Raw genomic sequence first — 24,693 nt, forward strand, 5'->3', positions numbered from 1 at the left:
GTATGGAACATGTCCGGCTATTGTTTCACCAGTTCAACTCGCCGGTTTTTGGCCCGGCCCTCCTCGTTGTCATTGGAGGCCATCGGCGAGAACAGACCGCAGCCATACGCCTTCAGGCGAGCAGCGGCAATGCCGTGGGTGCGGATCAGTGCCTGGGCCACCGCCTCGGCCCGATCCTGCGAGAGTTTGAGGTTGCCTTCCACGCCGCCGACATTGTCCGTGTGGCCGACCACATATATTTTCAGGTCGGCATCCGCCTTGAGCAGCTTGGCCACTTCCTCGATGGCTTGCGCCGATTCCGGTTTGATAGTGGCTTTAGCGGTGTCGAAATAGATGCCGTAGATCGCTGCATGTCCCGTGGCGCGAATGTCGTTGGCGAACACTTCGGCATTGGCCACCACTTCCTGCTCCATGAGCTTCTTGTCTACGGTTGTCAGCCGGTACATGTTGTTGTAGCTCCTGACCTCGACCCAGGTTTCCTTGCCATCCTTTTGGACCACGATGGTCGAGCATTTGTTGAAGTTATCGTCGAAAACGACAGTGCCGCCGATCTTCTTCAGTGCATCCTGGATATTCCTGCGGATTTTTAACTCTCCGGGCTCAACTGCGCCTTTATTGAGCTTGTATTCGAGGTAATATTTGTGCCCTTCGACGACAACATGCTTTTTCTCCTGGTCGTTGAACCGATAACTGTCGAAATCGTAGTATTTGTAGTCTGTAATGTGGAAGTCGGGCATCCTTGTGAGCAGGGGGTGATCCTTGCTCCCTTTAAAATCGGCCTCAGCCGCCAGAGAGGAAGCGGTACAGGACAGCACCAACAACAGGATGAGAAGGACGATTTTGCCAGGGTTCATAGAATACCTCCGAGTTGTATGGGGTTGATGATTATGCTCCAGTGAGCAGTTCGGTTTCTCCACTTATTGGGCACGGGTGCTCCGTCTTCACCGTCTACGAGTTCAGGGAATATGAAATATGCTTTCAGGCTTGGACAACCAGAAAACTCTACAATTCTCCTTCTTCTTTGGCACTCGATTATTCTCGAATCTCCTCCTTCAGCAACAGTAAGTAAGCCATCCCATCCTCCTTCATCTGCCCTGCTTCCTGTCCCGCCTGTTCTCCCGTCCCCCAAAAAACATCAATCCGTCCGGGCCCAGTCAGGGCAGCGCCGGTATCCTGGACGGTGACCAATCGCCGCATTCGCTTCCATTCTGCCAATTGCCCTTCAATCATGATCGGTCTGCGGCAGTCGAGAAAGACCAGGGAACCCGGAGGGTAGGAGCGCTGATCAGCGGCAATGGAGCGGCCAGGAGTCAACTCCTGACCCAAATTGCCGATTGCCGGCCCTGGCGGGCTCCAGTGGAAGAAGATGAACGAATCGTTCTGGTGGAGGATCAGATCCCGTTCGGCGGGATGCTGGTCGATGTAGTGCCGGATGCTGTCCATGGTGACGTCAGCCAACTGCATCCGTCCGGTATCAACCAGATATTTACCAATGCTGCGGTATTCTCGGCCGTTATTGACGGCATAATGCACCCCGCGCACGGAACCGTCGACCAGGCGGATGATGCCCGACCCCTGGACGTGGAGGATGAAAGCGTCGAAAGGGTCCTTGAGCCAGACCAGTTCCTGGCCGTGCAAAAGTTGCCCCTGCTCGATTTCCTGGCGCGACCAGTAAGGGGCGATTATTCCTTTATCCTTGCGCCCCAGAACCTTTTTCTTGCTGCCTTCCTGGCGGATCAGGAGGTCGTCCGGAATCCGGTAGAGGGGAAACAGGTAGGGTGGTTGCTGCTTGAGGCTGCCGGGGAAAATCGGCTGGTAATACCCGGTGATCAGCATCCGTTTGGGAGCTGCCTCCTGCGGTTTGTTGATCTGTATAATCTCGTAATCCCGGTTGAGCCGCCTGTTAATCTCTTCCGGGGAGGGGTGGGATTGGACAAGCTGTTGCAGGTGGTGGGCTGAGTCGATCAACCGCTGCACCGGCACCATCTGCCCGGCAATTGCATAGCGGTTGCTGGCGGGTACATTGTGCAGATAGGCGAGACTCCTGGTCAAGGCTGCTGCCAGGTTCTGCAGCGCCATGTCATCTTCAAAAAACGGGGTTTCGGCGGGAGAAACAGCGGCGCTGGGGGAGGCTTGAGCGACGACCGCCAGGAGCAGGACAAACCAAGCCCCTACGAAGAGGCGTATCCGGCTCTTCCAGGCGATCATGGCCTTAGTGCGAAAGTTTGGTCATGGGCGGATCAGCGGGCAAAGGCCTCGGCCAGTTCGGTGACAGCCATGGCATAGCGGTTGGAGTGGTTCCATTCGGTGATGTCCTGAAAATTGGGATAACCAGCCACGTAGCGTTTGGTATGCGTGCCGCCGGGCTCGAGTTCCAGGCCGATGATGGTGACTGGTTTGTTCTGTGGCGACATGGGAAGGGAGGGGTTCTGGGCCCGCCGAACGAGATCAAGCGCTATCCGTTCCTTGCGGCCCTTCTGCTCCGCCGCCACCAGCTGCGGATCGTTGAGCGTATTGCCCAATTCGGCATAGACCGGTCCGTCAAGGGTCCAAATGTAGCGTTTCAGATAGTTGGCAATGGAGGCCAGTACATCCGGGACAGAGGCCCAGACATCGCGCTTGTTGTCGCCGTCGAAACTGACCGCGTACTGCCGAAAGGAGGAAGGGATAAACTGGGTTTGGCCAAAGGCACCTGCATAGGAGCCCTTGACGCTTTGGGGATCCATGCCGTTTTCCCGGCAAAGGAGGAGGAAATCGATCAACTGTGTGCGGAAGAAATCGGATCGGCGGGGATAGGCGTCGAACAGGGTGTTGAGCGTCTGGAGGACATTAAAGTTGCCCTGGCGTATCCCGTAGCGGGTCTCCACGCCCCAGATCGCCACCACCACTTCCCGGTCGACACCGAAGGTCACCTCGATCCGATCAAGCAGGGCCTTGTGCTGCTGTAATTTCATCTTGCCGTCCCGGATGTTGTCCGGGGTGAGGAAGAGCGGCGCAAATTGGTAGTAGGGTTTCGCTTCCCACTGTTTATCCATGAGCACGAGGATTTGCCGGTTGATGGTCTGGCCCTGGAAAATAGATTGCAGCTCATCCGGGGTGAACTGATGCTTTTGGGTGAGTTCGGCAAAGAGCAGGCGATATTTTTCTTGCTCGAGATCGATCGCCTGGCCGTCCTGAACGAGATCTGCCGCCAGAGGTCCGGCCGCCGCCGGAGTGGAATGAAGCAGAACAATACCGATCAGCAAATAATAGAGAAGAAGATGTGGAAAGAGAGCGAACAGCTGCCTTGAGAGAAGAGGGGTGTTCATCGGCACGCTGTCGGAGATGTTGCGGGAGTAAAATGGCGGGCAAAGGCGGAGAGAAAGGATTCCAGCTCCTGCTTGGGCAGGTGGTTGATGCCGGCTGCCGCCGCCCGGCCGCCTCCGGTGGAGAATTGACGGCAAAGCGCGTCGGCCCCCTGGCGGGTTGTGAGGGGGGCGCGAACACTGACTAAAAAGCTGCCGTCGGGGTTGGTGAGTAAAGCGGCATGGGCCATCTCGGGCTGATCACGGGAGAGCCGGTTGGCAAAGACACCGACAACCCTCTTGGCCCAGGCGGCTTCCGGCAGCAGGAAAACGCGGCCGCCGGCAAAGGTTCTATCCGGGAGAAGGTTGGCCGCCTTGGTCATGTCGTCCTCGTACCCTTGCCGAAGCTGTACCAGCAGGGGCGAATCGCGATAAAAATCAAAGGGGTCGGTAAACTGGTGGACCTCAACAAATAGGTCGGCGGGGTGGATCAGCAGATCTTTCACCTCCATCCCGTAGCCGTTGTAGTTGAGGAGCATCCCGATTTCCTTGAGGATTTGTTTTTTACTCTCACCCAAACCGATGCTGTCTGCATACTGGACCGCTACCTCGTCCAGATTGTCGCCAAAGGCCCCTGCAATGGCCCATGGACGAAATGCACCCGACAGCAAGCGGTCGATGATGAGAGAAGTGCAGACGAGAGGCGAGGGGTCGATATGTGCCTCGAGCGCCTCGGAGGTGGGGATGGGACCGCTGTAATGGTGATCGGCATAGAAAATGCGGTTGCCCTGGGTCAGCAAGTGTTCCAGCGCGGTCCGGTTCCGGTCGAGCGAAATGTCGAGCACGGTAATCCGGCTCTTTGTAGTGTCGCCGAGCCGGTCAAGGAGAGTGATATCTCGTTTGACGCCGGTGATCAGGCGTGCAGCCGGTTGCGGCTCTCGCAGGCGGAGTTGCTGCAGGGCGCAAATGCCGTCGGCATCGCCGTTGAAAACATCGATACTGTTCATGGCGGATGGGGGGCAGCGGGCCGAGACGGTGCCGTCTTACTTGCCGGGCAGGTCAAAGCCTAGGGGGTTGCCAATGTTGGCAAGGCGAAAGGTAATCATGAAAGTCTGGTCACCTGGAGTGGAATTGGAGGAGAGTTCCACCGACCAGCAGGGCTGATTAAACCGCAGACGGGCGATTTCTTCGATGGTCTCGCTCTGCTCAATGGCTCGTTCCAGGCTGTAGCCGGCGGCAAAATTGTACGGCAGCAGATACCAGAAGGTGCCTCTGACCGAATTGACATCGGTGAGTTCGTTGTAGCGGTAGTCCAGGGAGAATCTGTCGCCCTTGTCGCTGTAATAATCACCGTCGAGGGAATGGAGGAAAGCGCCGTCGCCGTAGATGTCGATATTGGTGGTGTATTTCAGCCGCATTTGCTGGAGGGGGTAGAACCCGGTTTCGACAATAACCGGGGTCAGGGGGGTGTCGCTTTCTTCGCTGCGCAGATCATAGCCTTGTTTGGCCTTGAGGAAGGCGTATTCGCGTTCAAATTCCCGGCCTTTATGTTCGCCAAAGATGGAGAAGAAATTATTGATGCCGTAGTAGACGGTGTTTTCCTCCTCAAGTTCATCGACAATGTCGAACTGGGGGAGAAGTTTTTGGTCCGGTATCGAAGTGTGGACGTAGGAGACAAAAGGACGCAGGGTGTGGCTTAAAGCGTTGACCTCGCCCATGCTGAAGGCGAAATCACGCATCAAGGTGGTGCCGATTTCTCCATTAAGCAGAGAGAGGAAGCGGTTCTCTGAATCGTTATCTTCCCAGTCGGAGGCGCCGTTGTCGTCGATCATGTAGGCGGTGTTGCGAATGCCGCCGGTGATGTTGGCCTCGACATAGGGGCTCACGGGAATGCCGGCGGTCACCGTCGGCATGAGATCAATCCGCTGGGCGTTCACCCCTTTGTCCCGCCAGAAATTGGTGTAGTTGGCATCCCAGGCGAAATCTGGACCGCTGATCGCGGCGATGGGGACCAGGCCCGAGTAGGTCAGAGAGGGTAGGGTCCAGGCGCGCGAAGGGTTGTTGGCGGTATAAATCTGTTCGGTGATGTCGTTGACTGCCAAGGCTTCGCCCAAGAGCGCGGTGCCGTTCTGCCAGGAGCGCAGGGTGACCAGGCTATTCTCGCGATACTTGTTGGTTTTGTCGATGAACCCGCGGCCGAACACCTCGGCGAATTTATCCTGGCTGGCGTTGAATCCGGTGGATCCGGTGTTGAATTCCCTGAGGTAATCGAGGTCGGAAGCGACATCCAGGTCCATCCGGGTGGTCCAGTCCCCGAAGTTTTGGTCGGCCTTGCCACGGATCCAGTAACGCTCCGAATTGGTATGGGTGAATTGGCCGTCCTGATAGTAGTCAACTTCGGAAGGATCGGACAACTTATCGTCCAGATAGTTGCCCATCAGCATGCCCTTGCTTTCCTCGTCGAACACATAGCGGTATTCGGCCCCGGCCATTGTCCCCCGGTTGGCATAGTAACGGGGATAGAGGGTCAGGTCGGTGCTTGGTGAGAGGTTGAGGAAAAAGGGTGTTTCCAGGCTGAAGCCGTCCCGATCGGAAAACGAAAAGGACGGAAAGAGAAAACCGGTCTGGCGCTGCCGTTTTGCCGGCAACAGCATGACTGGGATATACAACACCGGCACATCCTTGATGCGGAAGGTGGCATGCTCAAGATAGGCATAGCCGCCATCGGTGATTTCCACCTCGCTGGCGGCAAAGCTCCAGGGGGCGGTTTCTCCCGGTTGCAGCTTGCAGGTGACGACCCAGCCATCTTGGATATGATAAGTGAGGTCACCGGTTTTCTCGATGACCTTGCCCTCGAAATGCATATCTTTTTGCTGCCGGATAACGGTGGAATTTTCAAAAGAACCGGTGCTCTTTTCCAGGTCGATGCTGCCGGAATCCGCTGTTAATTGATCGGTGCCAATATCGATGAGCAGATGGCCCTTGGCCGTCAGCAGGCCGCGAGTGATGTCGTAGGAAACCCAGTCGGCCTTGACCGTGGTCACGGTTTTTAATTCGGTCGCCGGTTTGGCTGCCGAGCCGCCGTCTGTCTTCTTGGTGGGCTCATCCTCTAGGAGGCCGCTCCATTGCGAGGGTTTGGGAGGTGGGGCGGAAGCAACCGGTTCTTTCTTTTCCAGAACGACATTGCCCTCGGCTATGATAGTGGGCGGATTTTCGTGCCGGGTCAACTTGTCGGCGGTCATTTCCCATTGCCGGGCGTCCACTGAAACAGCGTTTGCCGGATGCGGAAACAGAAGCAGGCCTATGCTCGACAGGAAACACAGTACAAGGATCAGGGAGGATGGAATGGAGGGCTTCACCTCGATCGGCTCCTTCGGGAATATATGAAAACAGGAGTCAAGGTGCGCCGGCGTTCACCGTGGATTCGGTGGAACGGCGCCTCAACTGGTTGGAGCGATTAAAAAAATGGGACACAGCTCATCATCGGCAACAGGCTCGAATGTACGTGTCGACATGGGTTGTGTCAAGCGAAAAGTCGTAGATTTGGCTTGCGCCACCGGGGAAATTAGTTTAAGTATCGCCAGTCGAAATGATACCTAATGACTTGATTTTCCAAAACTTGCCCCAGCTTTCTTTGTTTGAGCTTTTCGCAGCAGCATCAACCGTTCGCAACGCTGTATGAAATGTATCTTCGGCCCGGTGAATTCCAGGCGACTCGGCCGTTCTCTCGGCATCGACCTTTTTTCGAGAAAAATTTGTAATCTCAACTGCGTCTACTGCGAGGTGGGACGGACGGTTAGCCCTGTAAGCCGGCGCGGAGGTTATTCCTCCACCCAGAGCATACTCGAGGAGATCGACGACTATTGTGGCGATGCCCAACGGTTGACGGAAGTTGATGTGCTCACAGTGACCGCCAAGGGCGAACCGACCCTGCACAGCGATCTGGGTGATATTCTCCGTCATATTAAAGGGAGAGTCGAAAAACCGCTGGCTGTTCTCACCAACGGCACTACCCTGATGGACAGTGATGTGCGTCAAGCGCTCATGGCGGCCGATATTGTTGTTCCCTCGCTTGATGCTGCCCGGCGGGAGAGCTTCCTCAAGGTTGACCGGCCGGTCGAAGGCATTGATCTGGAAGAGGTCATCCAGGGACTGACCCTCTTTTCCCACGCGTATGCGGGAAAAATTTGGCTGGAAATTCTTCTGGTTCGGGAGATGAACGATGCGCCCGAAGATATCGATGCCCTGATGACGGTTATCAGGCGAATGCGGATCGATAGAATACAACTCAATACGGTTGTGCGCCCTCCGGCGGAGGATTTTGCCCGACCGTTGAGCAGGGACAGGCTGACTGAAATCGCCTATCTCCTGCACAAAGAATTAGCTCTGCCCGTTGATTTGCCGTTTGCCCCGGCGGATGAACAGACGCAGGCGCAACCCTCCAACATGGCAATGACGACCGATTCGGCGTCGCTGGCCAGGATCATGGACGAAGTAAGACAAATGGTGCAGCGGCGACCGAGTACCGCCGCTGATATAGACCGGACATTCCACCTCGGTGGGCCGGAAAAAGTTGAGCAACTGCTTGAGCCGTTGGTGCTCTCCGGGATCTTGCAACAGCAGGATCACGGGAGCAACCGGTATTACCACCTGGCATCGTGAAGGCGCGGGCGTTTTACGCGTTGTCGCCGGTGCTGGAAGAGTGATCACCAGGAGGCTGAGTTGCTAAAAAAGAATTTACCTAAAGGATACGAATGACTGAAAATGATCAAAACGAAAAAGTAGAAAAAGTGCTGCCCGTGCGCAAGGCTAAAACCGGCGCCTGGTGGAAAAGTGTGCCCCAGGCTGTTGCGGAAGCTCCAGCCGTGCCGGCCGAGCCCCTAGCCACCGGTGTTCCGGTAAAAGCTGAAGAAGGGGCGTCAGAGGATAGTGCTTCTCCTCCTTCCCCTCGCAAGCCCTTGCGAGAAAGGGTACGGGAGACCGCTCCACCAGCGGACGAGCTGCCGGTGGAAGCAGCACCTGCCGCCCAAGAGGAGGCGCAGGTGATTGCAGACGGTGTTGCCACCGATCCGGCGGAAGAACCTGGTCCTCTCAAGAAAAGGCGGTCCCGCAGAGGCGGAAAAAAACGGGCCAAGCCGACGGAAGCCCTTCTGGCCATGGAAGAGGTGCCCACGGATGGAGTCGCCGATCCGCAAGGGGACGATGAAGCTGCCCCGGGGAATGAGGCGCCGGTAGTCGAAAACGGTGTTGCCGCCGATTCGGCAGAAGAGCCTGTTGCACCAAAGAAAAGGCGATCTCGCAGGGGCGGGAAAAAACGCTCCAAACAGTCCGAAACTCCTCTGGCCCAGGACGAGGGGGGAGGGGATGGGGCAACTCCCGCAGAATTGCTTTCTGATACGGAGGATGACGACGATGACGACCAGGTGGTCGACGATACATCGGAGGTCCCGAGCAAGGCGGTAAGCTATAAGCTGCTGATCAACGCCGAGGAGCCGGAGGAGTGCCGGATCGCCCTTGTGGAGGATGGCCGCCTCGAATCCTTCCATGTCACCACCATTGATCGTGAGCCGACCAAAAATAACATCTATAAAGGTCGCATTGTCTCCATTGAGGCCAATCTGCAGGCAGCCTTTGTCGATATTGGCACCGGCCGCAACGGTTTTCTTCCGGTCAACGAGATTCATCCTGAATATTATCGCCAGGATGTCAACGAGCGAACTCGCAATTTGATCGCCCAGCAGCAGTGGAAAAAACTCAAGATTGAAGAGGTGATGCAGAAAGGGCAGGAGGTGCTGGTCCAGGTGGTGAAGGAAGTGACCGGCAACAAAGGGGCTAACATGACCACATTCTTGTCCCTTCCCGGCCGTTGCCTGGTGTTGATGCCAGGAAGCGACAGTGCCGGGATATCCCGGAAAATCGTTGGCGAGGAGCGGCGGGCCAACCTGCGCGAGATCATGAGTGAGTTTGAGATACCCGAGGGCATAGGGTATATTATCAGGACCGCTAGCGCCGAGATCACCCATGCCGTTCTGGAAAAGGACCTGAACACCCAGCTCGAACTCTGGGAGGAGATTAAACGACGCGGCCAGACCATGGAGGCGCCGGCCTTGGTCTATGAGGAGCAGGACACGGTTGTTCGCTTCCTTCGGGACCATTTTTTTCATGAAATCAGCGAGATCACCGTCGATACCGAGGAGTCGCTCAACAACGTCAACGCTTTTATCGAGTTGTTGCCGGCCAAGCAACGGAAGGTGAAGGTGCGGCTGCATAGCGGCACCAAGCCTATCTTCAACCAGTACAACATCGAAGAGCAAATCGAGTCGATTTACAAACCGCAGGTGGCCTTGCCGTCCGGCGGTTCGATTGTGATCGACCCCACCGAGGCCTTGGTGGCCATCGATGTTAACTCCGGCCGCACCTCGAAAAATGCCGATTTTGATGAGACGATTTTTCTCGCCAACATGGAAGCGGCCTCCGAACTGGCCCGGCAGCTCAGGCTGCGGGATCTGGGCGGTCTAATCGTGGTCGATTTCATTGACATGCGAAATAAAAAGCATATCCGGGATGTGGAGCGGCAGGTGAAAATCAGCATGAAGCGTGACAAAGCCAAGGTCGACATCAGCAAGATCTCCCGCTTCGGCCTAATGCAGATCTCGCGGCAAAAGATGGGCGCCCCGATCGAAAAGGGCAGTTATCTGACCTGTGAATATTGTCAGGGGCGGGGAGTGGTGCGATCCGTTGAAACCCTGGCCCTGTATTATCTGCGCCGCATCCAGACCGGCATTAGCCGGAAGAAAGTAGCCCGAGTCGATTGTCGTCTCCCTCTTGATGTCGCCCAGTACCTGCTGAATAAAAAACGGGCCGAGCTGGCGGATCTTGAGGCCAAGCACAAAGCAAAGATCGACATCATTCCTCGAGTCGAGATGAAACCGGCGGATAGTCAGATAGATTTTCTGGAAACAGAATCAGCCCGTTAAGAAATTGCTGGTGTGGAGGGTGTGTTTTTCCCCGCAAAGAGCCGGAAAAAAGGGTGAGGCCATCAAGGCAACAGAAGAAATAACTTGTATACAAGCATGCTTCAGAGTATATGAGGAGACCAATTTTGCGCCTGTAGCTCAGCTGGATAGAGCGTCGGACTACGAATCCGTAGGTCGGGAGTTCGAATCTCTCCAGGCGCACCAGTAAATCAAGGGTTTAGAGACTTTCTCTAAACCCTTTTTTTTCGTTCTCCGGTCGCCCTCCGGTTCGCGCTTGAGATTCCTTTTCCGAACAGGGTTTTTTCTACCCGAATTTTCCCCCCTTATTTCGGCGCACATTTCGAGGCTCGCGCTTGATATGAGTGCTGTATTCAAAACTGACATTACCATGGTGAGGACGAGAGTGTTGTCACTCGGGTCATCCCAAACTCAGCTATGGGCTTCACGAACGAGGGGTAGGGCTTTTGGATTTCCTCAGAGAACGAGTCCGAGCGGCAGCTGAGTTGAGTCATGATTCACAGTCTATATACGTAACAGATCCTATTTTTCCTTTTAGATTAATCTGTTACTTGCGTCTATTCTCTACCCTTCACATATGATCTGTCAAGATTATTTGCCACCTCGATGGTAGCTCTGTCAAAGTCTGATTCCGAGAATGGGCCTCTACTTATTGCTCGTCGGAGGAATTGGGCTTTGGCAGAGCGGATTATGACCTCGAACTCTCTTCTAGCGGATTGCCCAAAGCCCTTTCAGTGATCACTTCCATGGCTGTGAAGTAATCTTGCTGTACTTTCAGATTTGACAACTTACTGTAACGCTGAGTGGTTTTGATCTTAGTATGACCTAGAATTTCCTGAATGCTCACCAAGTCTGCGTCGGCATTGAGAAGCTGTGTTGCCATAGTATGCCGAAACCTGTGACAGGTAACAGGAATCTCACTAATTTTTGCGTAGTATTCTACTCGTTTCTGTATCGCGCGAACCGATATGGGCTTGCCACGACACCGACCTTTTTCAGCCAGGAATATTCGACTTTCCTTTGTCACAGACCTGTGTTGCAAATAGACCGCCAAAGCACTAGCTGCATCGTTACTGATGAAAACTATCCGATCTTTTGCGCCCTTACCATTTCTGACCATTATCCGGCTGCGTCTGTAATCAATGCAATCGAGAGATAAATTCGCAATTTCGTTAACCCGTAAACCACAACGGAGCATCAGCATAAAAATTGCAAAATCCCGCTTATTGGAAACGAATCTAAAAAATCCCTCTACCTCATTATCGGTTAAATATCTGGGAAGCGGTCGTGATTCCTTGAGCAGGAGACCTCCGATAACTGGATTTTCTAGGATGATATTCTCCTCATCTACCAGATAATCATAAAACAGCCGGATACTCGACAGGTGACAGTTGATGGTACGTGGGGCTACACGTTTTTCAAGCAAGTAGTCAATATACAATCTAATCTCCGCCACAGTCGTCAATTCAACAGCCGTTGAAACCCAACTGAAAAATCGCTGCAAGCGGTGAAGATAGTTTTTAATCGTGAGAGGAGAAAAATTTTTTCTCTTCAAATACTGCCTGTAATTCAGGATTGACTCTGTCATATTCATGGCGACCTCCCTGCTCAATAACTGCCATAGCTTTGAAGTAGGCTTCTTCCTGTGTAAAGTTCGATATCCTTGCATATCGCAGTGTCATGTCAATGTTCAGATGCCCCAGAAGTTGCTGTAAAACTTCCACTCGTAATCCAGCATTCAGCATATTAGTTGCGTAGGTATGTCGCAAAGAATGGAGGCTGTACCCTTTGTGTTCAAGTCCGGCTTTGTGAATAACGCTTTTCATCATCTTCCGCGCTCCTGCATAGGACAGTGATTTCCCCTTGTAACCGTAGAAAAGGTATTCATTAGCCGGGTCTCTGATCGACAGCCACGCGTTCAGTGCCTTCTCTGCTGTGTTGCCGTAATAGACAACCCTACCGTGTAAATTTTTCTCGCCGACGTACAATAAAATTTTTCGTTCTGATTGTACGATATCTGGCAACCGGAGGTTGAGGAGCTCGCCTATTCGCATCCCTGTATGAAGGAGTAAAAGGATAAGAGCTCGATCCCTGGTGTTAGTTACAGTTTGGAGAATTTTGTCCACATCTTCTGCTGGAATTGCTTTGGGGAGAATCTCTGGCAGTCGCAACCGGATCTTTTTCAGCAGTATATCTGCGGGAAGTATATCGTTTCTGACCAGATAATTGAGGAAGGAATATACCGTATGCAGGTGCTGACGGACTGAGTTGATCTTTAACCCACGCTCCTGCTCCCGCTCGACGTATTGAGCAATATCTTTCCTGCTGATCTGCTCAATATGGTGCCGTCCTAACCCATTGAAAAACAACAAAAAGGAATAAAGAGTCCTGCCTGTCTGCCTGATCGAGGATATCGAGTGATTACTACGGTATTTGCTGTAAAGATACGAAACGACGTACTCAAAACCAGGGAGGCTACTTGCTTCTAATCTGTCTGCAGCCCTGTTGAGTGCTCTCCGTCTTTCACTGGGTTGGTGAAAATAGAGAGCGCCGGCGCTAGGAAAGGAGAATGTTTGTAATGATTCAGCTTCAAAAATGGGGCTATCCTGAAGCGGAATGAATAAAGAATGGTTGGTTGAGTAAACCGAACTAAGCCATTCAGTGGGGTAATAATTGTTCGAAAAATCGAGTGAATTGGCCATCACATCCTCCTTCTCTCTTCGAAAAAACAGGATTTTGACAACCGTATTTTATCACTTTCTCGGTCTCAATTTTATTACGTATATACTGGAGAAATGTTGACTTCTAACGTATGGATAACCAGCCGGCGTGATAGGGTGCCACCTTTCAGGACACGGCTAATTCCGGTCCGGTTTATTCGCTAGTTAGCCCTTCTTCTTGTCATCTGCGATAGCTTTGTTCGCGACATTCCATATCTGATCAACAATCTCCGGGAATAGGACACCAATTTCTTTCGTGCTCTCTCGGTAGTAGTCGAGTATCGCGTCTGTCTCGTCGGGCAACTGCAAGTCGTTGCGTATTGCGACAATGGCATGTGCGGTCTTCGCAACAAGATCGATGAGCTCCTTGACCGAATCCTTCTGGAGTCGCTGCAAGACCTGATTCTTCAGGTTCTGCTTTCGATCTTGCTCTGGAAACAACTCCTCAAGACGATCCTGATTCAAGCGGAACCGCTGATTGTAAATCGCGAAGCTCTTCCTATCTTCTCCCTGAGCCAGCAGACTCTCCATGTGCCGATTGATCTGCATATTCTCGGCGTTCAGTTGCTCTATAGACTGTGCGAGATACTGCAGGTCCGTCGCGAGGGTGACTTCTTCCACCTTGGTCACCATCAGTCGCGATAGACCGAGCGCCAACTGCTTAGCCGCAGCACCAACTGAAATGATCACTTCCTTGTTGGCGATCAGATCCTTCGCAGACAAAGCACGTTGGGCCTCTTGCGACAAGGTCAGCGAAGACAACTTGTCTGGCGCAGTTTGCGGAACCGCCACGATGAGCGCACTCGCTTCGGTGAAGGCGCCGACGAGCGGTAGGTAGAGCTCCCGCTTCAGTTCCAACTCCCGGGCGAGCTTGCGCTCGACGCGGTCGCGTCGCCACCGCCGCCACTCTCCGAAGTGGGCTGAAAGTAGTCCGACAACGACGCCAGCTAAACCAATCCATGCAGCATCAAGTGGCTCTGCCATGTTTCCTTTCCGGGCTAACGGTGAGATAACCTGCCGGCCGGGGGATTGCCCACCTTTTAAGAACGCGGCTATTTCCGGTCAGGTTTATTGACTTGATACTAGAGAAGGCCCCCTGAGCACCCGGCGGACTATTCCGCTATAATGGGGGTATCAGCAACCCTTAGCAAGGAGGCCTTCTCATGCGATTGTACACCAAGCAACACAAGCATTACTGTGGAATCGACCTGCACACCAACAAAATGTACCTGTGCATCCTCAGCCAGGAAGGGGACATCCTGCTCCATCGCAACATCAAGACCGAGCCGGAAACCTTCCTCAAAACCATCGCCCCCTATCGGGATGATCTGGTGGTGTGCGCCGAGTGCATGTTCTCCTGGTACTGGCTGGCCGATCTCTGCGCCACGGAAAACATCCCCTTTATCCTCGGTCATGCGCTCTACATGCGAGCCATCCACGGCGGCAAAAGCAAGAACGACAAGATTGACTCCCAGAAGATCGCTGCCTTGCTCAGGGGCGGCCTCATTCCCATGGCCTACGTGTATCCCCAGCGGATGCGTGCCACTCGGGACCTGATGCGCCGGCGCAACCATCTCATGCGCAAGCGGGCCGAGCTCTTTGCCCACACCCAGAATACCGCCAGCCAGTACAACCTGCAGGTGCCTCTGGGTCGGATCGCCAAACCGCAAAACCGGGAAGGCTTGCTGGATCGGTTCGACGATCCCTCGGTGTGCATGTCCATGGCCGCCAATCTCGACATGATCGACGCCTATGACCGGGTGTTGGCCGTCCTCGAACAGGACATCATTGCCCACGCAAAGGAGCATGACCCGACTGCTTATGCCCTCTTGAAGAGCATCCCCGGCGTGGGCCGGATCAATGCCCTCAATCTGCTCTATGAGATCGAGGACATCAGCCGCTTTCCCAGGGTTCAGGATTTCGCCTCCTATTGCCGCCTGGTCACCTGCTCCAAGGAATCCAACGGCAAGAAATACGGCAGTGGCGGCAAGAAGATCGGCAACGCCCATCTCCGCTGGGCCTTTTCCTTGGCTGCGCAACTGTTCCTCAAAAGCAACGAACCGGGCCGGCAATTCCACGACAAGCTGGTGCGGAAACACGGCAAAGGCAAGGCGCTTTCCATCCTGGCGCACAAGCTCGGCCGAGCGGTCTATTTCATGCTGAAAAACCGGCAGGGGTTCAACATGCATACGTTCCTGGCCGTCTAATCGAGGGGACGGGCGAGCCCGACACCTAACTGGAGCTTTTTTCGAGCATATCCGCATGGCCCTCCGGAGCATATCCTCCGTCTGCCGTCAGCATTATGGGCCATGGTCTGCCGGTTGCACCGCAGCCAGAAGGCTTGATTGGCCGTCCGTCCCGCTCGTTGAACATCTGCTTGTTGATGTGGTTCTGCCCCTCACCCGAGCCCGGCTCTAACTCTGGCATGCCGCCGCATGACCAAGCCGTTTTGAATGGGACGGCACGAGGGTACGCGATTGTTTCTAGGACGCGACAACAAAATCCTTGCCGCAATCACCCGGCCTTCGTTCCCGGCGAGCCCGCGAATGGAACCCGGTCTCCGACGAGCAAGAGAGTGGCCCATTCTCGACCGGGTTCCATTCGCTCGTTGCTCTTGCCAGCATCGTCTTAACTGGCAAAGTGGTTGATCCTCGATAAGTGTTTGGCGCAGAGTCACTCTGTCGTCGAATATGAAACCCAAGTCAGGGCGCGCTTCATCGGGCAATTGGTCGGATTGTACCGACCACAGAGTGATAAGTTCATCGCTCCCGGATACCTTTATCCGTTGACAACCGGGGGCCTTCTAAGGGTTGGGCATCTTCATATTCTTTCGGCACACCTATTGAAATGCGTCCATTCTCATCCGATTCTATTTTAATCTTATTTCCAATAGTTAACCGTGTTGAGCCGATTGATTCATGTTGACTCAGCAGGTCAAAGAGACCTGAAGCATCCTTTCTAATAGAATTTCTCCTTATTTCTTCAGCCTCGGCTCTTGTTTTTTCAGCTTGTGCCAACAATAGCTCCGCTTCAGCTTCTATCTTTACACACTCAGCCGTTTTCTTTTTCCACTCGGGAATTATGAATATTATTTTTTCAACTAATGTAGTTACATCTTTTAGGTTTGATGCGATCCAAGCGCCGAGAGAACCCACTCGAACTTCGCTAATGCGACCGTCTCTTATAGGGGATATGTTTTGTAGAGCCTCAAGCAAACGTCCTGAAAACTCAAATGCTTTGACGGCATCAAGATTCTTGGAAAAAAGTTCAATAGAGATCGATTCATTTAAGTTTATATATCGTTTGTATGTAGGTGTTAACAGAGACTTTTCCTGCCTTTCAATATACTCAAGAGCTCCAATGAATCGCGCTTTGATTAGTTGAACTTGGTCAAGGTCTCGCGAATACAGCAGAATGGAATATTTTGACGCTATATCAAACGGAACATCTTCAAGCTCTTCGGATAAAATAATCGTTGGTATGCCCCATGCGTGCGCCATCCCGAGTTCGTAGAGAACATTTCGGTTTCTCGTTCCAACATCGCAAACAAAAAGATCTGCAAATCGAATGTTTCTCACTATAGAATCATAAAGAGAAACGCCTGGGATAGATTCCTTAGAATCAATAACGTTCCATTTCATATCATGCAATGTCGGCATGATCGCATCTTGAAGTAACCATTCTATTCTTTTTGCTCGCCATGGAATCGAGATGAAACAGGTTTTTTTTGTGTTTGAGTTAACCATATTGTTTGAATTTCCTTTTTTCGCCCAACAGTGTTATTAAGCAAATTTTCCGAATTTTTAACTAGCGGGAGTCAATCAATAAAACAACATAATTCCAACACCCTGATTGGTTGAGCAACATACATTGTATCAATATGACAAAGTGAAAAGACAAACTGCTCTTTCCCCGCGAGGCAGGAAAATCGGGCAACATTTTTCCTGATTATCTCTGGTTGAGCAAGTAAACATACTTCAGGGATACCTGAACCTGGCAACGTCGCAGGCCACCAGCACTGAAGGCAGTAGGTGCATCGACAAGATTATCCCCTCATTCCAACACGATTCTTCTTAAAATTCTCCGCCTGTTCAAAAATCTCCTTATACACCTCATCCCTGTCCACCGGTGGATAGTCATTTTCAGCCAGTAGGATAATAAGGTCCACCTTCAGTTCAGCCTTGATGTCGTTGCGTTGGCTCCAGTCGGTGTATTTGGCCTTGTCGTCGACAATGACCTTCACTTTTTTGGCGAGATCGAGGAGCTTCTCCTCGGGGTAGACAAAATCGTACTTAACGGTCAACGCTTTGAGGATGTCGTAGAAGGCCTTTTCTTCAAAGTCAATGCCCAGGTCGGCGTAGGAGTCTTTCTCCTTTTTTATGGCGTGGTACAGGTCGATGATCTCGTCGGTGAAGTCTTCCAGCACCTCGCTTCTAAGAATATCCTGCTCACTCCGATCGTTGTATCGGTCCACCAGGGCCTTGAACTGTTTAGAAAAATCAACCCCCTTGAGTTTGTTGACCTTCTTGAACGCCTCAATCGCCTTGGCCAGCAACTGCTGGAGCAGCTTGATTTTGGTGTTCGGCAGCTTGATCTTTTCGATTTTGGCCATGTAGTCGGGGTCGAAGAGATCGACCTCGGCGGTATCTCCTTGGCCCATCTTGAAGATTTCCTCAACTCCGTCACTCTGCAAGGCCTCGGCTACCATTTTCTGCACCCTGGCGTTCATTTGCACGAGGTCAGGGGCATTACCCTTGGTGAGTTTAAAGACAATGGATCGGACCGCTAGGTAAAAATGGACAAGGTCCCGCTCGTCCTGGGTAAAGGCATCGCTGCCGACGCAGATGTCATAGGCCGCCTTCATCCGTTTGGCCAGGTACATAAAGCGTTTTTCAAACTCCTCGGTAATCTGCGCATACTCCGCCGCCATGTTGAGGCAATGCAGTTGCTGGATGGGCAGACCGGAAAAATAGGGGCTGGTATCAAACTTGTGGAAGATCGCCCGCATTAGGTCCAGATGGTCTTTGACCACCACAATGGATTGCTTGATCTCCTCAAAGTTTTCGGTGTCGGCCTGGGCGTATTGCGCCAGCGCCAGGTTCATCTGCTTTTTGATGCCGATGTAATCGATGATCAGCCCTTTTTCTTTCTGCTGATACTTGCGGTTCACCCGCGAGATGGTCTGGATCAGGTTGTGCCGCTTGACCGGTTTGTCGATGTACATGCTGTCGAGGAAGGGCACATCAAAGCCGGTCAGCCACATATCCACCACAATGGCGATTTTGAAATTCGACTTGGCGGTCTTGAACTGCCGGTCCAATTCCTTGCGATAGTCCTTGGTCCCCAGCATGTCGTACAAGGTCTTTTCATCATCCGGGCCACGGGTCATCACCAGTTTGATGCGCTCCATGGGCATAATCCGTTGCTTCTCCTGCTCGGTCAGCTCCACCCCGTCGGCACAGACCCGCACTTCAGCCCACTCGGGGCGCAGCGCAATCACTTCCTTGTAGAAATTATAGGCGATGGGCCGGTTACTGCTCACAAACATCGCCTTGCCGGCCACCGTCGCCCCTTCTTTGACACGCGCTTCATAATGGTCGACAAAGTCCGCGGCCAAAGCCTTGAGCCGGTCCGGATCGCCGAGGATGGCGTTCATCTGTAGGTTGGCCCGTTTGCTCGCATCGATGGCGTAGTCGCTAGCCCCGTCATCGGCACATCGGGCGTAGTAGTCTTCGATCTCCTCCAGCTTACTGCCGTCGAGCAGCACCTTGGCAGCCCGCCCCTCGTAGACAATGCGCACCGTGATCTCATCGGCCACCGATTCGGTCATGGTGTAGGCATCCACCACCGGGCCGAAAACATCCAGGGTCGCATCGATCGGCGTGCCGGTGAAGCCCACATAGGTGGCGTTGGGCAGCGAGTCGTGCAGATACTTAGCAAAGCCGAAGGTCCGCACCACCCCCTCTTCGGTGATGCGCACCTTCTGGTCCAAATTCACCTGGCTGCGGTGGGCCTCATCCGAGATGCAGATCACGTTGTTGCGCTCGGTCAGCAGCTCCGTGTCCTCGGTAAACTTATGGATGGTGGCAAGAAAGACCCCGCCACTGTTGCGCCCCTTCAACAGCTCGCGCAGCTGGGTGCGGCTCTCCACGCTGACCACCGACTCATCACCGATATAACCCTTGCCATTGGTAAATAAGCCGGACAACTGGTCGTCCAGATCGGTGCGATCGGTGATCAGGACAATGGTCGGGCTGGCAAGCGCCACGCTCTTCATCAGCAGCCGCGTCAAAAACAGCATGGTAAAGCTCTTGCCGCAGCCCGTGGCCCCAAAATAGGTACCGCCCTTGCCATCACCCTCGGGCCGCATGTGTGCCACGATGTTTCGATAGAGCTTGGTGGCCGCGTAGTATTGCGGATACCGGCAGAGGATTTTCTCCTCCCGCCGCGAGGTGTCGGGCAGGTAGACGAAATTGCGGAGCACGTCGCAGAGGCGGGTCGGATGAAACAACCCCTTGAGCATCGAATAGAGCGAGTTGATCCCGTCTTTTTCGATCAGGTCGCCGCCGTCGGTCTTGCGCCAGGCGTAAAAGAATTCATAGGGCGCGAAGAACGACCCCGCCTTATTGTTAACCCCGTCGCTGATCACGCAGAACCCGTTGTATTTGAACAGCTCCGGGATGTCGCGCTGGTAGCGCACTGTCAGTTGTTTAAAGGCATCGTGGATGGTGGCCATCCTCACGGATGGCGCTTTTAAACTCAAACACCACCAGCGGCAGCCCGTTGATGTAGAGAATCCCATCCGGTATCCGCTTCTCAGAGCCGACGATCTCCAGTTGGTTCACCAGCTTGAAGAGGTTGCTGCTGGTTCGGTAAACCGCCTCCTCCTCCGCCGTGACCCAAGGCACCTCGCCCGCCTTTGGTTGCCGAAACGCGGCCAAGTCGGAATAGTCAATCAGTTGCACGTAGAGGTCTTTCTGGTCGCGATCTTCCCGTTTGAGCAGAAAGCCATCTGCGACCAGCTTCATGATCGCCTTGTTGCTCTCGTAGAGATCCGCTGCCGAGTAGGCCTCCAACTGGTGAATGATCGACTCGATTTCACCCGGCGTGATGGCGTCCGCCGCATACTGCCTGGCCAGGAAGGCCCGCAGGTCGGTCTTGATCAACACCTCCTCGGGTTGACGCGCAATTGTTTCACCCAGCACATGCGGATACCCGTCCTCCTTGAGGAGTTCGATGATCGCGGTTTCGAGCTGGGCTTCGGTGAATTTCATGCCAGCGCTTCTTCAGCAAGTTTTTCAGCGTCAGGGATGCGAAGTTCGCCGGAGATGAGCTTGGGGAGGAGGGTGTCGCGGAGGTTTTTTAGGGTGCTAGACTGGCTACTATTCATTTCGCACTTAATTGCCCATTCAGCTAGTAGCGCTTCAGCTTGCTCTTGTGTTGATGATGTGGGGACGATCACAGGCATAACCGATAAATCAGCACGGCTAAGTTCTGTTTGCCCTGTACTTCCGTGTCCCATTGCTTCGATTTGCGGTTCAATCGAAATCATCATCCTTCCAAATATATATGGCATATATTGCGCTGGGTCAGATCGGACGACAGTTACGTGCGAATCCGTGACTGTGGGTTCGTCTAAACTAAGCACTTGAGCCATCCGCCCCAGGGTGCCGACTCCTGTTGAATTAATTAGTAAATCGCCGATTTGAAGATGACGGCCATCAACTTTTTTCTTTGTTGTGTCGTGGAGACGGGCGTTTGAAAAAATTACAGAATGATCTCTTATACAGCGTTGATTGATGACTCTTACTCCAGCTTCTTCAGTGTATTTAGGAGATATGCCGCGTCGTAGCTCAGTTGTAATTATCCCTAACGCTTTCACTTCCCACCCCTCCGGAATCCAGCCCATTTCTTCGGCGAGTTGGAAGGCGGCGGGGAATTGCTTAGCGGCCTCGCGATTGGCGGTGCCATCGGCGAGGGCTTGGCGGCGGACTTCGGCGCGCTCGGCGAGTTCCTCGGGGATCGGATTGCCGGTTTTGATGGCATTGTCGATAACAGGGTCAAAATCCACAAACCAGCTTTTGAAGAGCGCTTGCGCCATTCCTTCCAGCGTCTCATTCATCCACCGATTCAACTCAATCTTGTCATCCAATGATCCCAAAATATGGGCAATCGCTTTTTGCTGGGGGAGAGGCGGCAGGGTAAGCTTGAGGTGGTCGGGGTTTGTGAGACATCCTGAGGTGTGAAATAAGCAATGTTGCTTTTATTATACAGTTACAGGCCTCAGGCTGCCTTGCTCAATTGTTCGATTCGTTTTGAATAAGCCTCATTTGGAGTCTGCTTGTCAAGTGACGAATGTTTTCTTTTCTCATTATACCAGCCGAACCAGGAAGTCAGATCCTTGACAAGCTCAGTTCCCGTTTCGTATGACTTCAGGTAGATCCTTTCGTATTTCAGGGTGCGCCAAAGTCGCTCGATAAAGATATTGTCCTTGAATCGTCCTTTGCCGTCCATGCTGATTTTGACGTTCCAGGCCTTGAGGACTGAGGTGAACGCTTCGCTGGTGAATTGGCACCCCTGATCAGTATTGAATATCTCAGGAGCGCCATATTTAAAGAGAGCCTCTTTCAAAGCCTCAACGCAAAATCTGGTGTCCAGAGTGTTGGATAGTCGCCAGGCGAGAACCTTTCTGGTGGCCCAATCCATGATCGCGATCAGGTACATGAAACCCCGAGCCATAGGGATGTAGGTGATGTCAGTCGCCCACACCTGATCGGGCCTGTCAATGGTCACTCCCCGGAGCAGATAGGGATAGACCGGATGCTTCGGCTGTCGCCTGCTGGTGCCCGGCTTGGGAGCTAAAGACTCGATGCCCATGACCCGCATTAAGCGACGGACACGACCTCTTCCCACCACGAGTTCGGGAGTTGTGAGGTGATCAGCAAAGGAACGGCTCCCCATCCAGGGGTGCTCAATATAGAGTTTGTCTATCCGGGCCATCAGTTCCAAATCACCAACACGTAGACCGAAGCCAAGGCCGCGGTAATAGTTGGAACGAGGCAGTCCGAAAAGCTGGCAGCAACGCTGAACAGAAACTTCAGGATGTCCCATAGCGATCACCTGTTGTTTCTGCGCCCGGCCAAGTTCAGACCGGGCAGATTGGCTAAAAAATCGTTCTCAACCTTGAGCTTGCCGATCTGACGGTGGAGCTCGGCCACTTCGGCCTCATGGTTGACTTCTTTCTTCTTGCCCTTGCCAAAAAGCTCAGAAGCGTTCTTGGTCAGATCCTGCTTCCAGCGGGTGATCTGGGTCGGGTGAACCCGGTACTCAGTAGCCAGTTCAGCCAGAGTCTTGGACTCCGACAGTGCGGCCAGGGCTACTGTGGCCTTAAATTCTGCGCTGTGACGTGGACGATGAGGTGGGTTTGACATTGAACTTCTCCTTGCAAAATAGGTTGGTTCATTGCTTATACACCTGTCTCAATAATCGGCACCTCTTCAGCTTAAGTCTCCCTATCATATCATTGTTGAGACTTGCTCGTGTAGACATTGTCGAGAATGCAGTAAGCTCAAGCCTAAAACCTGGACTACGTAGAAAATATCCTACGTACTCTGGATAAAGTGGAATGTCTGTATATGGTCTTAGGCGCTTACAAAATCCATTAAAGGTAGCATCAGGGTAGTCTTTTCGAGCTACGCTACTCATGCCAAGTTCGTTCATTGTTTCGCTTGTCCGAGTTAGAAAAACGTCGCCTCTTTTGATTGAACAAGTATTGCGTTCTTTGTCATTTGACCTAACCAACTCAGTAAGCCCGTCGGGTAGGAAGAAGTTATAAAATACATCCTTGAAGGATAAGAATGGATACCCTTCGCCAAAGTCTTTAGCAGGTTTAGAAAGACCAGAACTCACTCTGTACAAATCAGTAAGGCTGTATTCTTTCCAATCACTCCCCATAACCCAATCCCTCCAAGTTCTTCCGAATCACCACATCAAGTCTTGCCGATTCCTCCATCTGCCTATAAAGCGCCTGGCTCATCTCGGTCATCTTGGTCTCAAAGGGAATGCCGTCGTCCTCAACGTCTGCCGCGCCCACATACCGCCCAGGGGTGAGCACGAAATCGTGTTTGCGCATCTCATCGAGCGTGGCCGACTTGCAATACCCAGCTTGATCTTCATACACTCCGTCCTTGGCCTCGCCGCGCCAGGCGTGGTAGCTCCTGGCAATGGTGGCAATGTCGTCGGCGTCGAGTTCCTTTTGGGTGCGACTGATCATCGAGCCCATTTTACGAGCATCAATAAAAAGGGTCTCGCCCTCACGGTTGCGGTAGCCGCGTTCGCTGTCAGCCTTCTTGGATTTGCTCAGGAACCAGAGGCAGACCGGTATCTGGGTGGTGTAGAAAAGTTGGCCCGGCAGGGCAATCATGCAGTCCACCAGGTCGTTCTCCACCAGTTTCTGACGGATCGTGCCTTCGCCGGTGGTGTTGGTCGACATCGAGCCGTTGGCGAGCACAAAACCGGCCACGCCATGCTCGGAGAGCTTGGACACCATGTGGAGAATCCATGCGTAGTTGGCATTGCCGGTGGGCGGGGTCTCGTAGCCGCTCCAGCGAGGGTCGTGAACCAACTCGTTGGCGGCCCGCCAGTCCTTCATGTTGAAGGGCGGATTGGCCATGATGTAGTCGGCCTTCAAATCGGGGTGCTGGTCCTTGAAGAAGCTGTCCGCCGGGACCTCGCCGAGGTTGGCCGAGAGCCCGCGCACCGCCAGGTTCATCTTGGCTAGCTTGTAGGTGGTGGCGGTGTACTCCTGGCCGTAGACCGAGATGTCCTTGGTGTTGCCGTGGTGGCTCCGGACAAACTTGAGAGACTGCACGAACATGCCACCCGAGCCGCAGCAGGGGTCGTAGATCTTGCCCTTGTAGGGCTCGATCATTTCCGCGATCAGGTTGACCACGCACTTGGGCGTATAGAACTCACCCCCCAGCTTGCCCTCGGAGGCGGCAAACTTGCCGAGGAAATACTCGTACACCCGGCCAACCGTGTCTTCCTCCGCATCCGCCACGGTGTCGATGTTGTTGATCGCATCGATCAGGGCCGAGAGCTTGCTGCCGTCTAGGCCAAGGCGGGAGAAATAGTTGTCCGGCAAAGCGCCCTTGAGCGAGACATTGCTTTTTTCCACAGCCGTCAGGGCCGAGTCGATCCGGATGGCGATGTCGTCCTGCTTGGCGTATTGCTGAATATGGCTCCAGCGCGAGGTCTCCGGCAGATAAAAAATATTCTTCATGGTGTAGAACTCCACCATGTCGGTGTATTTTTCCTTGCCCTCGGCGATCAGTTCCGCCCGCCGCTCCTCGAACTTGTCGGAGACGAACTTGAGAAAGATCAAACTCAAGACAACATGCTTGTATTCGGAAGACTCAACACTACCCCGCAACCTGTTGGCTGAATCCCATAGGGACTCTTCAAAGCCTTTCTCGTTTTTCGAGGCTACTTCTTTCTTGGCCATTAATATTCCTTAAAATTCTTTAAGTTGCTCAATGTTCTGATTCTTGATTTGATCATGCATTAACGAATGATAGCCGGAAATCGAATATAATCAACGTGCTCCTGTTGGGTTTCAAATCATTCTTACAGGCTACCTATAGAAAGTTTCCACAACTTGAGGGGGTAGATTTGGCTCGTAAATGAAGTGACCTA

At 53.2% G+C, this 24,693-nt stretch carries 15 protein-coding genes, 1 tRNA gene and 2 pseudogenes; 4 read left to right on the forward strand and 14 right to left on the reverse strand.

The window, feature by feature from the left end; genetic code table 11:
- Window positions 1-17: 17 nt before the first annotated feature.
- The 5 genes from ACHZCX_RS13810 to ACHZCX_RS13830 form a co-directional block, all read right to left on the reverse strand.
- Window positions 18-854 carry an OmpA family protein gene (locus tag ACHZCX_RS13810; protein ID WP_319587801.1) on the reverse strand — a complete coding sequence of 279 codons (837 nt, stop codon included), beginning with the start codon at window positions 852-854 and terminating at the stop codon, window positions 18-20.
- A 178-nt stretch (window positions 855-1,032) separates the two neighbouring features.
- The gene (locus ACHZCX_RS13815) at window positions 1,033-2,208 is read right to left on the reverse strand and encodes an MltA domain-containing protein (RefSeq protein ID WP_319587802.1); all 1,176 of its coding nucleotides are present in this window, start codon (window positions 2,206-2,208) and stop codon (window positions 1,033-1,035) included.
- Between the two features lie 32 nt (window positions 2,209-2,240).
- The gene (locus ACHZCX_RS13820; RefSeq protein ID WP_319587803.1) at window positions 2,241-3,308 is read right to left on the reverse strand and encodes a lytic murein transglycosylase; all 1,068 of its coding nucleotides are present in this window, start codon (window positions 3,306-3,308) and stop codon (window positions 2,241-2,243) included.
- Window positions 3,305-4,291: an acetyltransferase gene (locus ACHZCX_RS13825; protein ID WP_319587804.1), complete on the reverse strand. Its 987-nt coding sequence runs from the start codon at window positions 4,289-4,291 to the stop codon at window positions 3,305-3,307. Before ACHZCX_RS13825 ends, ACHZCX_RS13820 begins: the two co-directional genes overlap by 4 nt.
- Window positions 4,292-4,327: 36 nt before the next feature.
- Window positions 4,328-6,643, reverse strand: a complete 2,316-nt coding sequence (locus ACHZCX_RS13830) for an LPS assembly protein LptD (protein ID WP_319587805.1) — start codon at window positions 6,641-6,643, stop codon at window positions 4,328-4,330.
- A 319-nt stretch (window positions 6,644-6,962) separates the two neighbouring features.
- Here ACHZCX_RS13830 and ACHZCX_RS13835 point away from each other — a divergent pair, with 319 nt between their 5' ends.
- The 3 genes from ACHZCX_RS13835 (at window position 6,963) to ACHZCX_RS13845 (ending at window position 10,465) form a co-directional block, all read left to right on the forward strand.
- On the forward strand, window positions 6,963-7,946 hold the full coding sequence (locus ACHZCX_RS13835) for a radical SAM protein (RefSeq protein ID WP_319587806.1): 984 nt from the start codon (window positions 6,963-6,965) through the stop codon (window positions 7,944-7,946).
- Window positions 7,947-8,038: 92 nt separating this feature from the next.
- The gene (locus ACHZCX_RS13840) at window positions 8,039-10,261 is read left to right on the forward strand and encodes an Rne/Rng family ribonuclease (protein ID WP_319587807.1); all 2,223 of its coding nucleotides are present in this window, start codon (window positions 8,039-8,041) and stop codon (window positions 10,259-10,261) included.
- Window positions 10,262-10,388: 127 nt separating this feature from the next.
- Window positions 10,389-10,465 (forward strand) — tRNA-Arg (locus ACHZCX_RS13845).
- A gap of 502 nt (window positions 10,466-10,967) precedes the next feature.
- Here the strand turns inward: ACHZCX_RS13845 and ACHZCX_RS13850 are convergent.
- From ACHZCX_RS13850 to ACHZCX_RS13860, 3 genes are all read right to left on the reverse strand, one after another.
- A complete protein-coding gene (locus tag ACHZCX_RS13850; protein ID WP_319585388.1) occupies window positions 10,968-11,873 on the reverse strand; it encodes a tyrosine-type recombinase/integrase in 906 nt (301 codons plus the stop codon).
- Window positions 11,800-12,981 (reverse strand): tyrosine-type recombinase/integrase, encoded by a 1,182-nt coding sequence (locus ACHZCX_RS13855; protein ID WP_319585389.1) that lies wholly within the window; start codon window positions 12,979-12,981, stop codon window positions 11,800-11,802. The genes ACHZCX_RS13850 and ACHZCX_RS13855 overlap by 74 nt, the downstream gene beginning before the upstream one ends.
- 183 nt (window positions 12,982-13,164) lie before the next feature.
- Window positions 13,165-13,983, reverse strand: coding sequence for a hypothetical protein (locus ACHZCX_RS13860; protein ID WP_319587808.1), 819 nt, complete (start codon window positions 13,981-13,983; stop codon window positions 13,165-13,167).
- A 179-nt stretch (window positions 13,984-14,162) separates the two neighbouring features.
- Here ACHZCX_RS13860 and ACHZCX_RS13865 point away from each other — a divergent pair, with 179 nt between their 5' ends.
- A complete protein-coding gene (locus ACHZCX_RS13865; RefSeq protein ID WP_319585255.1) occupies window positions 14,163-15,206 on the forward strand; it encodes an IS110 family transposase in 1,044 nt (347 codons plus the stop codon).
- A 25-nt stretch (window positions 15,207-15,231) separates the two neighbouring features.
- Here ACHZCX_RS13865 and ACHZCX_RS13870 read toward each other — a convergent pair whose 3' ends face one another.
- The 6 genes and pseudogenes from ACHZCX_RS13870 to ACHZCX_RS13895 form a co-directional block, all read right to left on the reverse strand.
- Window positions 15,232-15,426 (reverse strand): hypothetical protein, encoded by a 195-nt coding sequence (locus tag ACHZCX_RS13870; RefSeq protein ID WP_319585256.1) that lies wholly within the window; start codon window positions 15,424-15,426, stop codon window positions 15,232-15,234.
- Between the two features lie 332 nt (window positions 15,427-15,758).
- Complete coding sequence (locus ACHZCX_RS13875) at window positions 15,759-16,745, reverse strand: hypothetical protein (protein ID WP_319587809.1); 987 nt, start codon at window positions 16,743-16,745, stop codon at window positions 15,759-15,761.
- Window positions 16,746-17,044: 299 nt separating this feature from the next.
- Window positions 17,045-20,273, reverse strand: a pseudogene (locus ACHZCX_RS13880) (type I restriction endonuclease subunit R).
- Window positions 20,270-21,202: pseudogene (locus tag ACHZCX_RS13885) on the reverse strand (restriction endonuclease subunit S); the annotation flags it as partial. The pseudogenes ACHZCX_RS13880 and ACHZCX_RS13885, both read right to left, overlap by 4 nt.
- Before the next feature lie 80 nt (window positions 21,203-21,282).
- Window positions 21,283-22,430, reverse strand: a protein-coding gene (locus ACHZCX_RS13890) for an IS3 family transposase (protein WP_319585211.1) whose coding sequence is annotated in 2 segments (ribosomal slippage) — window positions 21,283-22,172 and window positions 22,172-22,430 — 1,149 coding nt in all. Because the reading frame shifts where the segments join, the coding sequence is not laid out codon by codon here.
- A 512-nt stretch (window positions 22,431-22,942) separates the two neighbouring features.
- Window positions 22,943-24,502, reverse strand: coding sequence for a class I SAM-dependent DNA methyltransferase (locus ACHZCX_RS13895; protein ID WP_319587812.1), 1,560 nt, complete (start codon window positions 24,500-24,502; stop codon window positions 22,943-22,945).
- Between the last annotated feature and the right edge of the window lie 191 nt (window positions 24,503-24,693).

It is taken from the genome of uncultured Desulfobulbus sp. (assembly GCF_963662935.2).
Classification (GTDB): Bacteria; Desulfobacterota; Desulfobulbia; order Desulfobulbales; family Desulfobulbaceae; genus Desulfobulbus.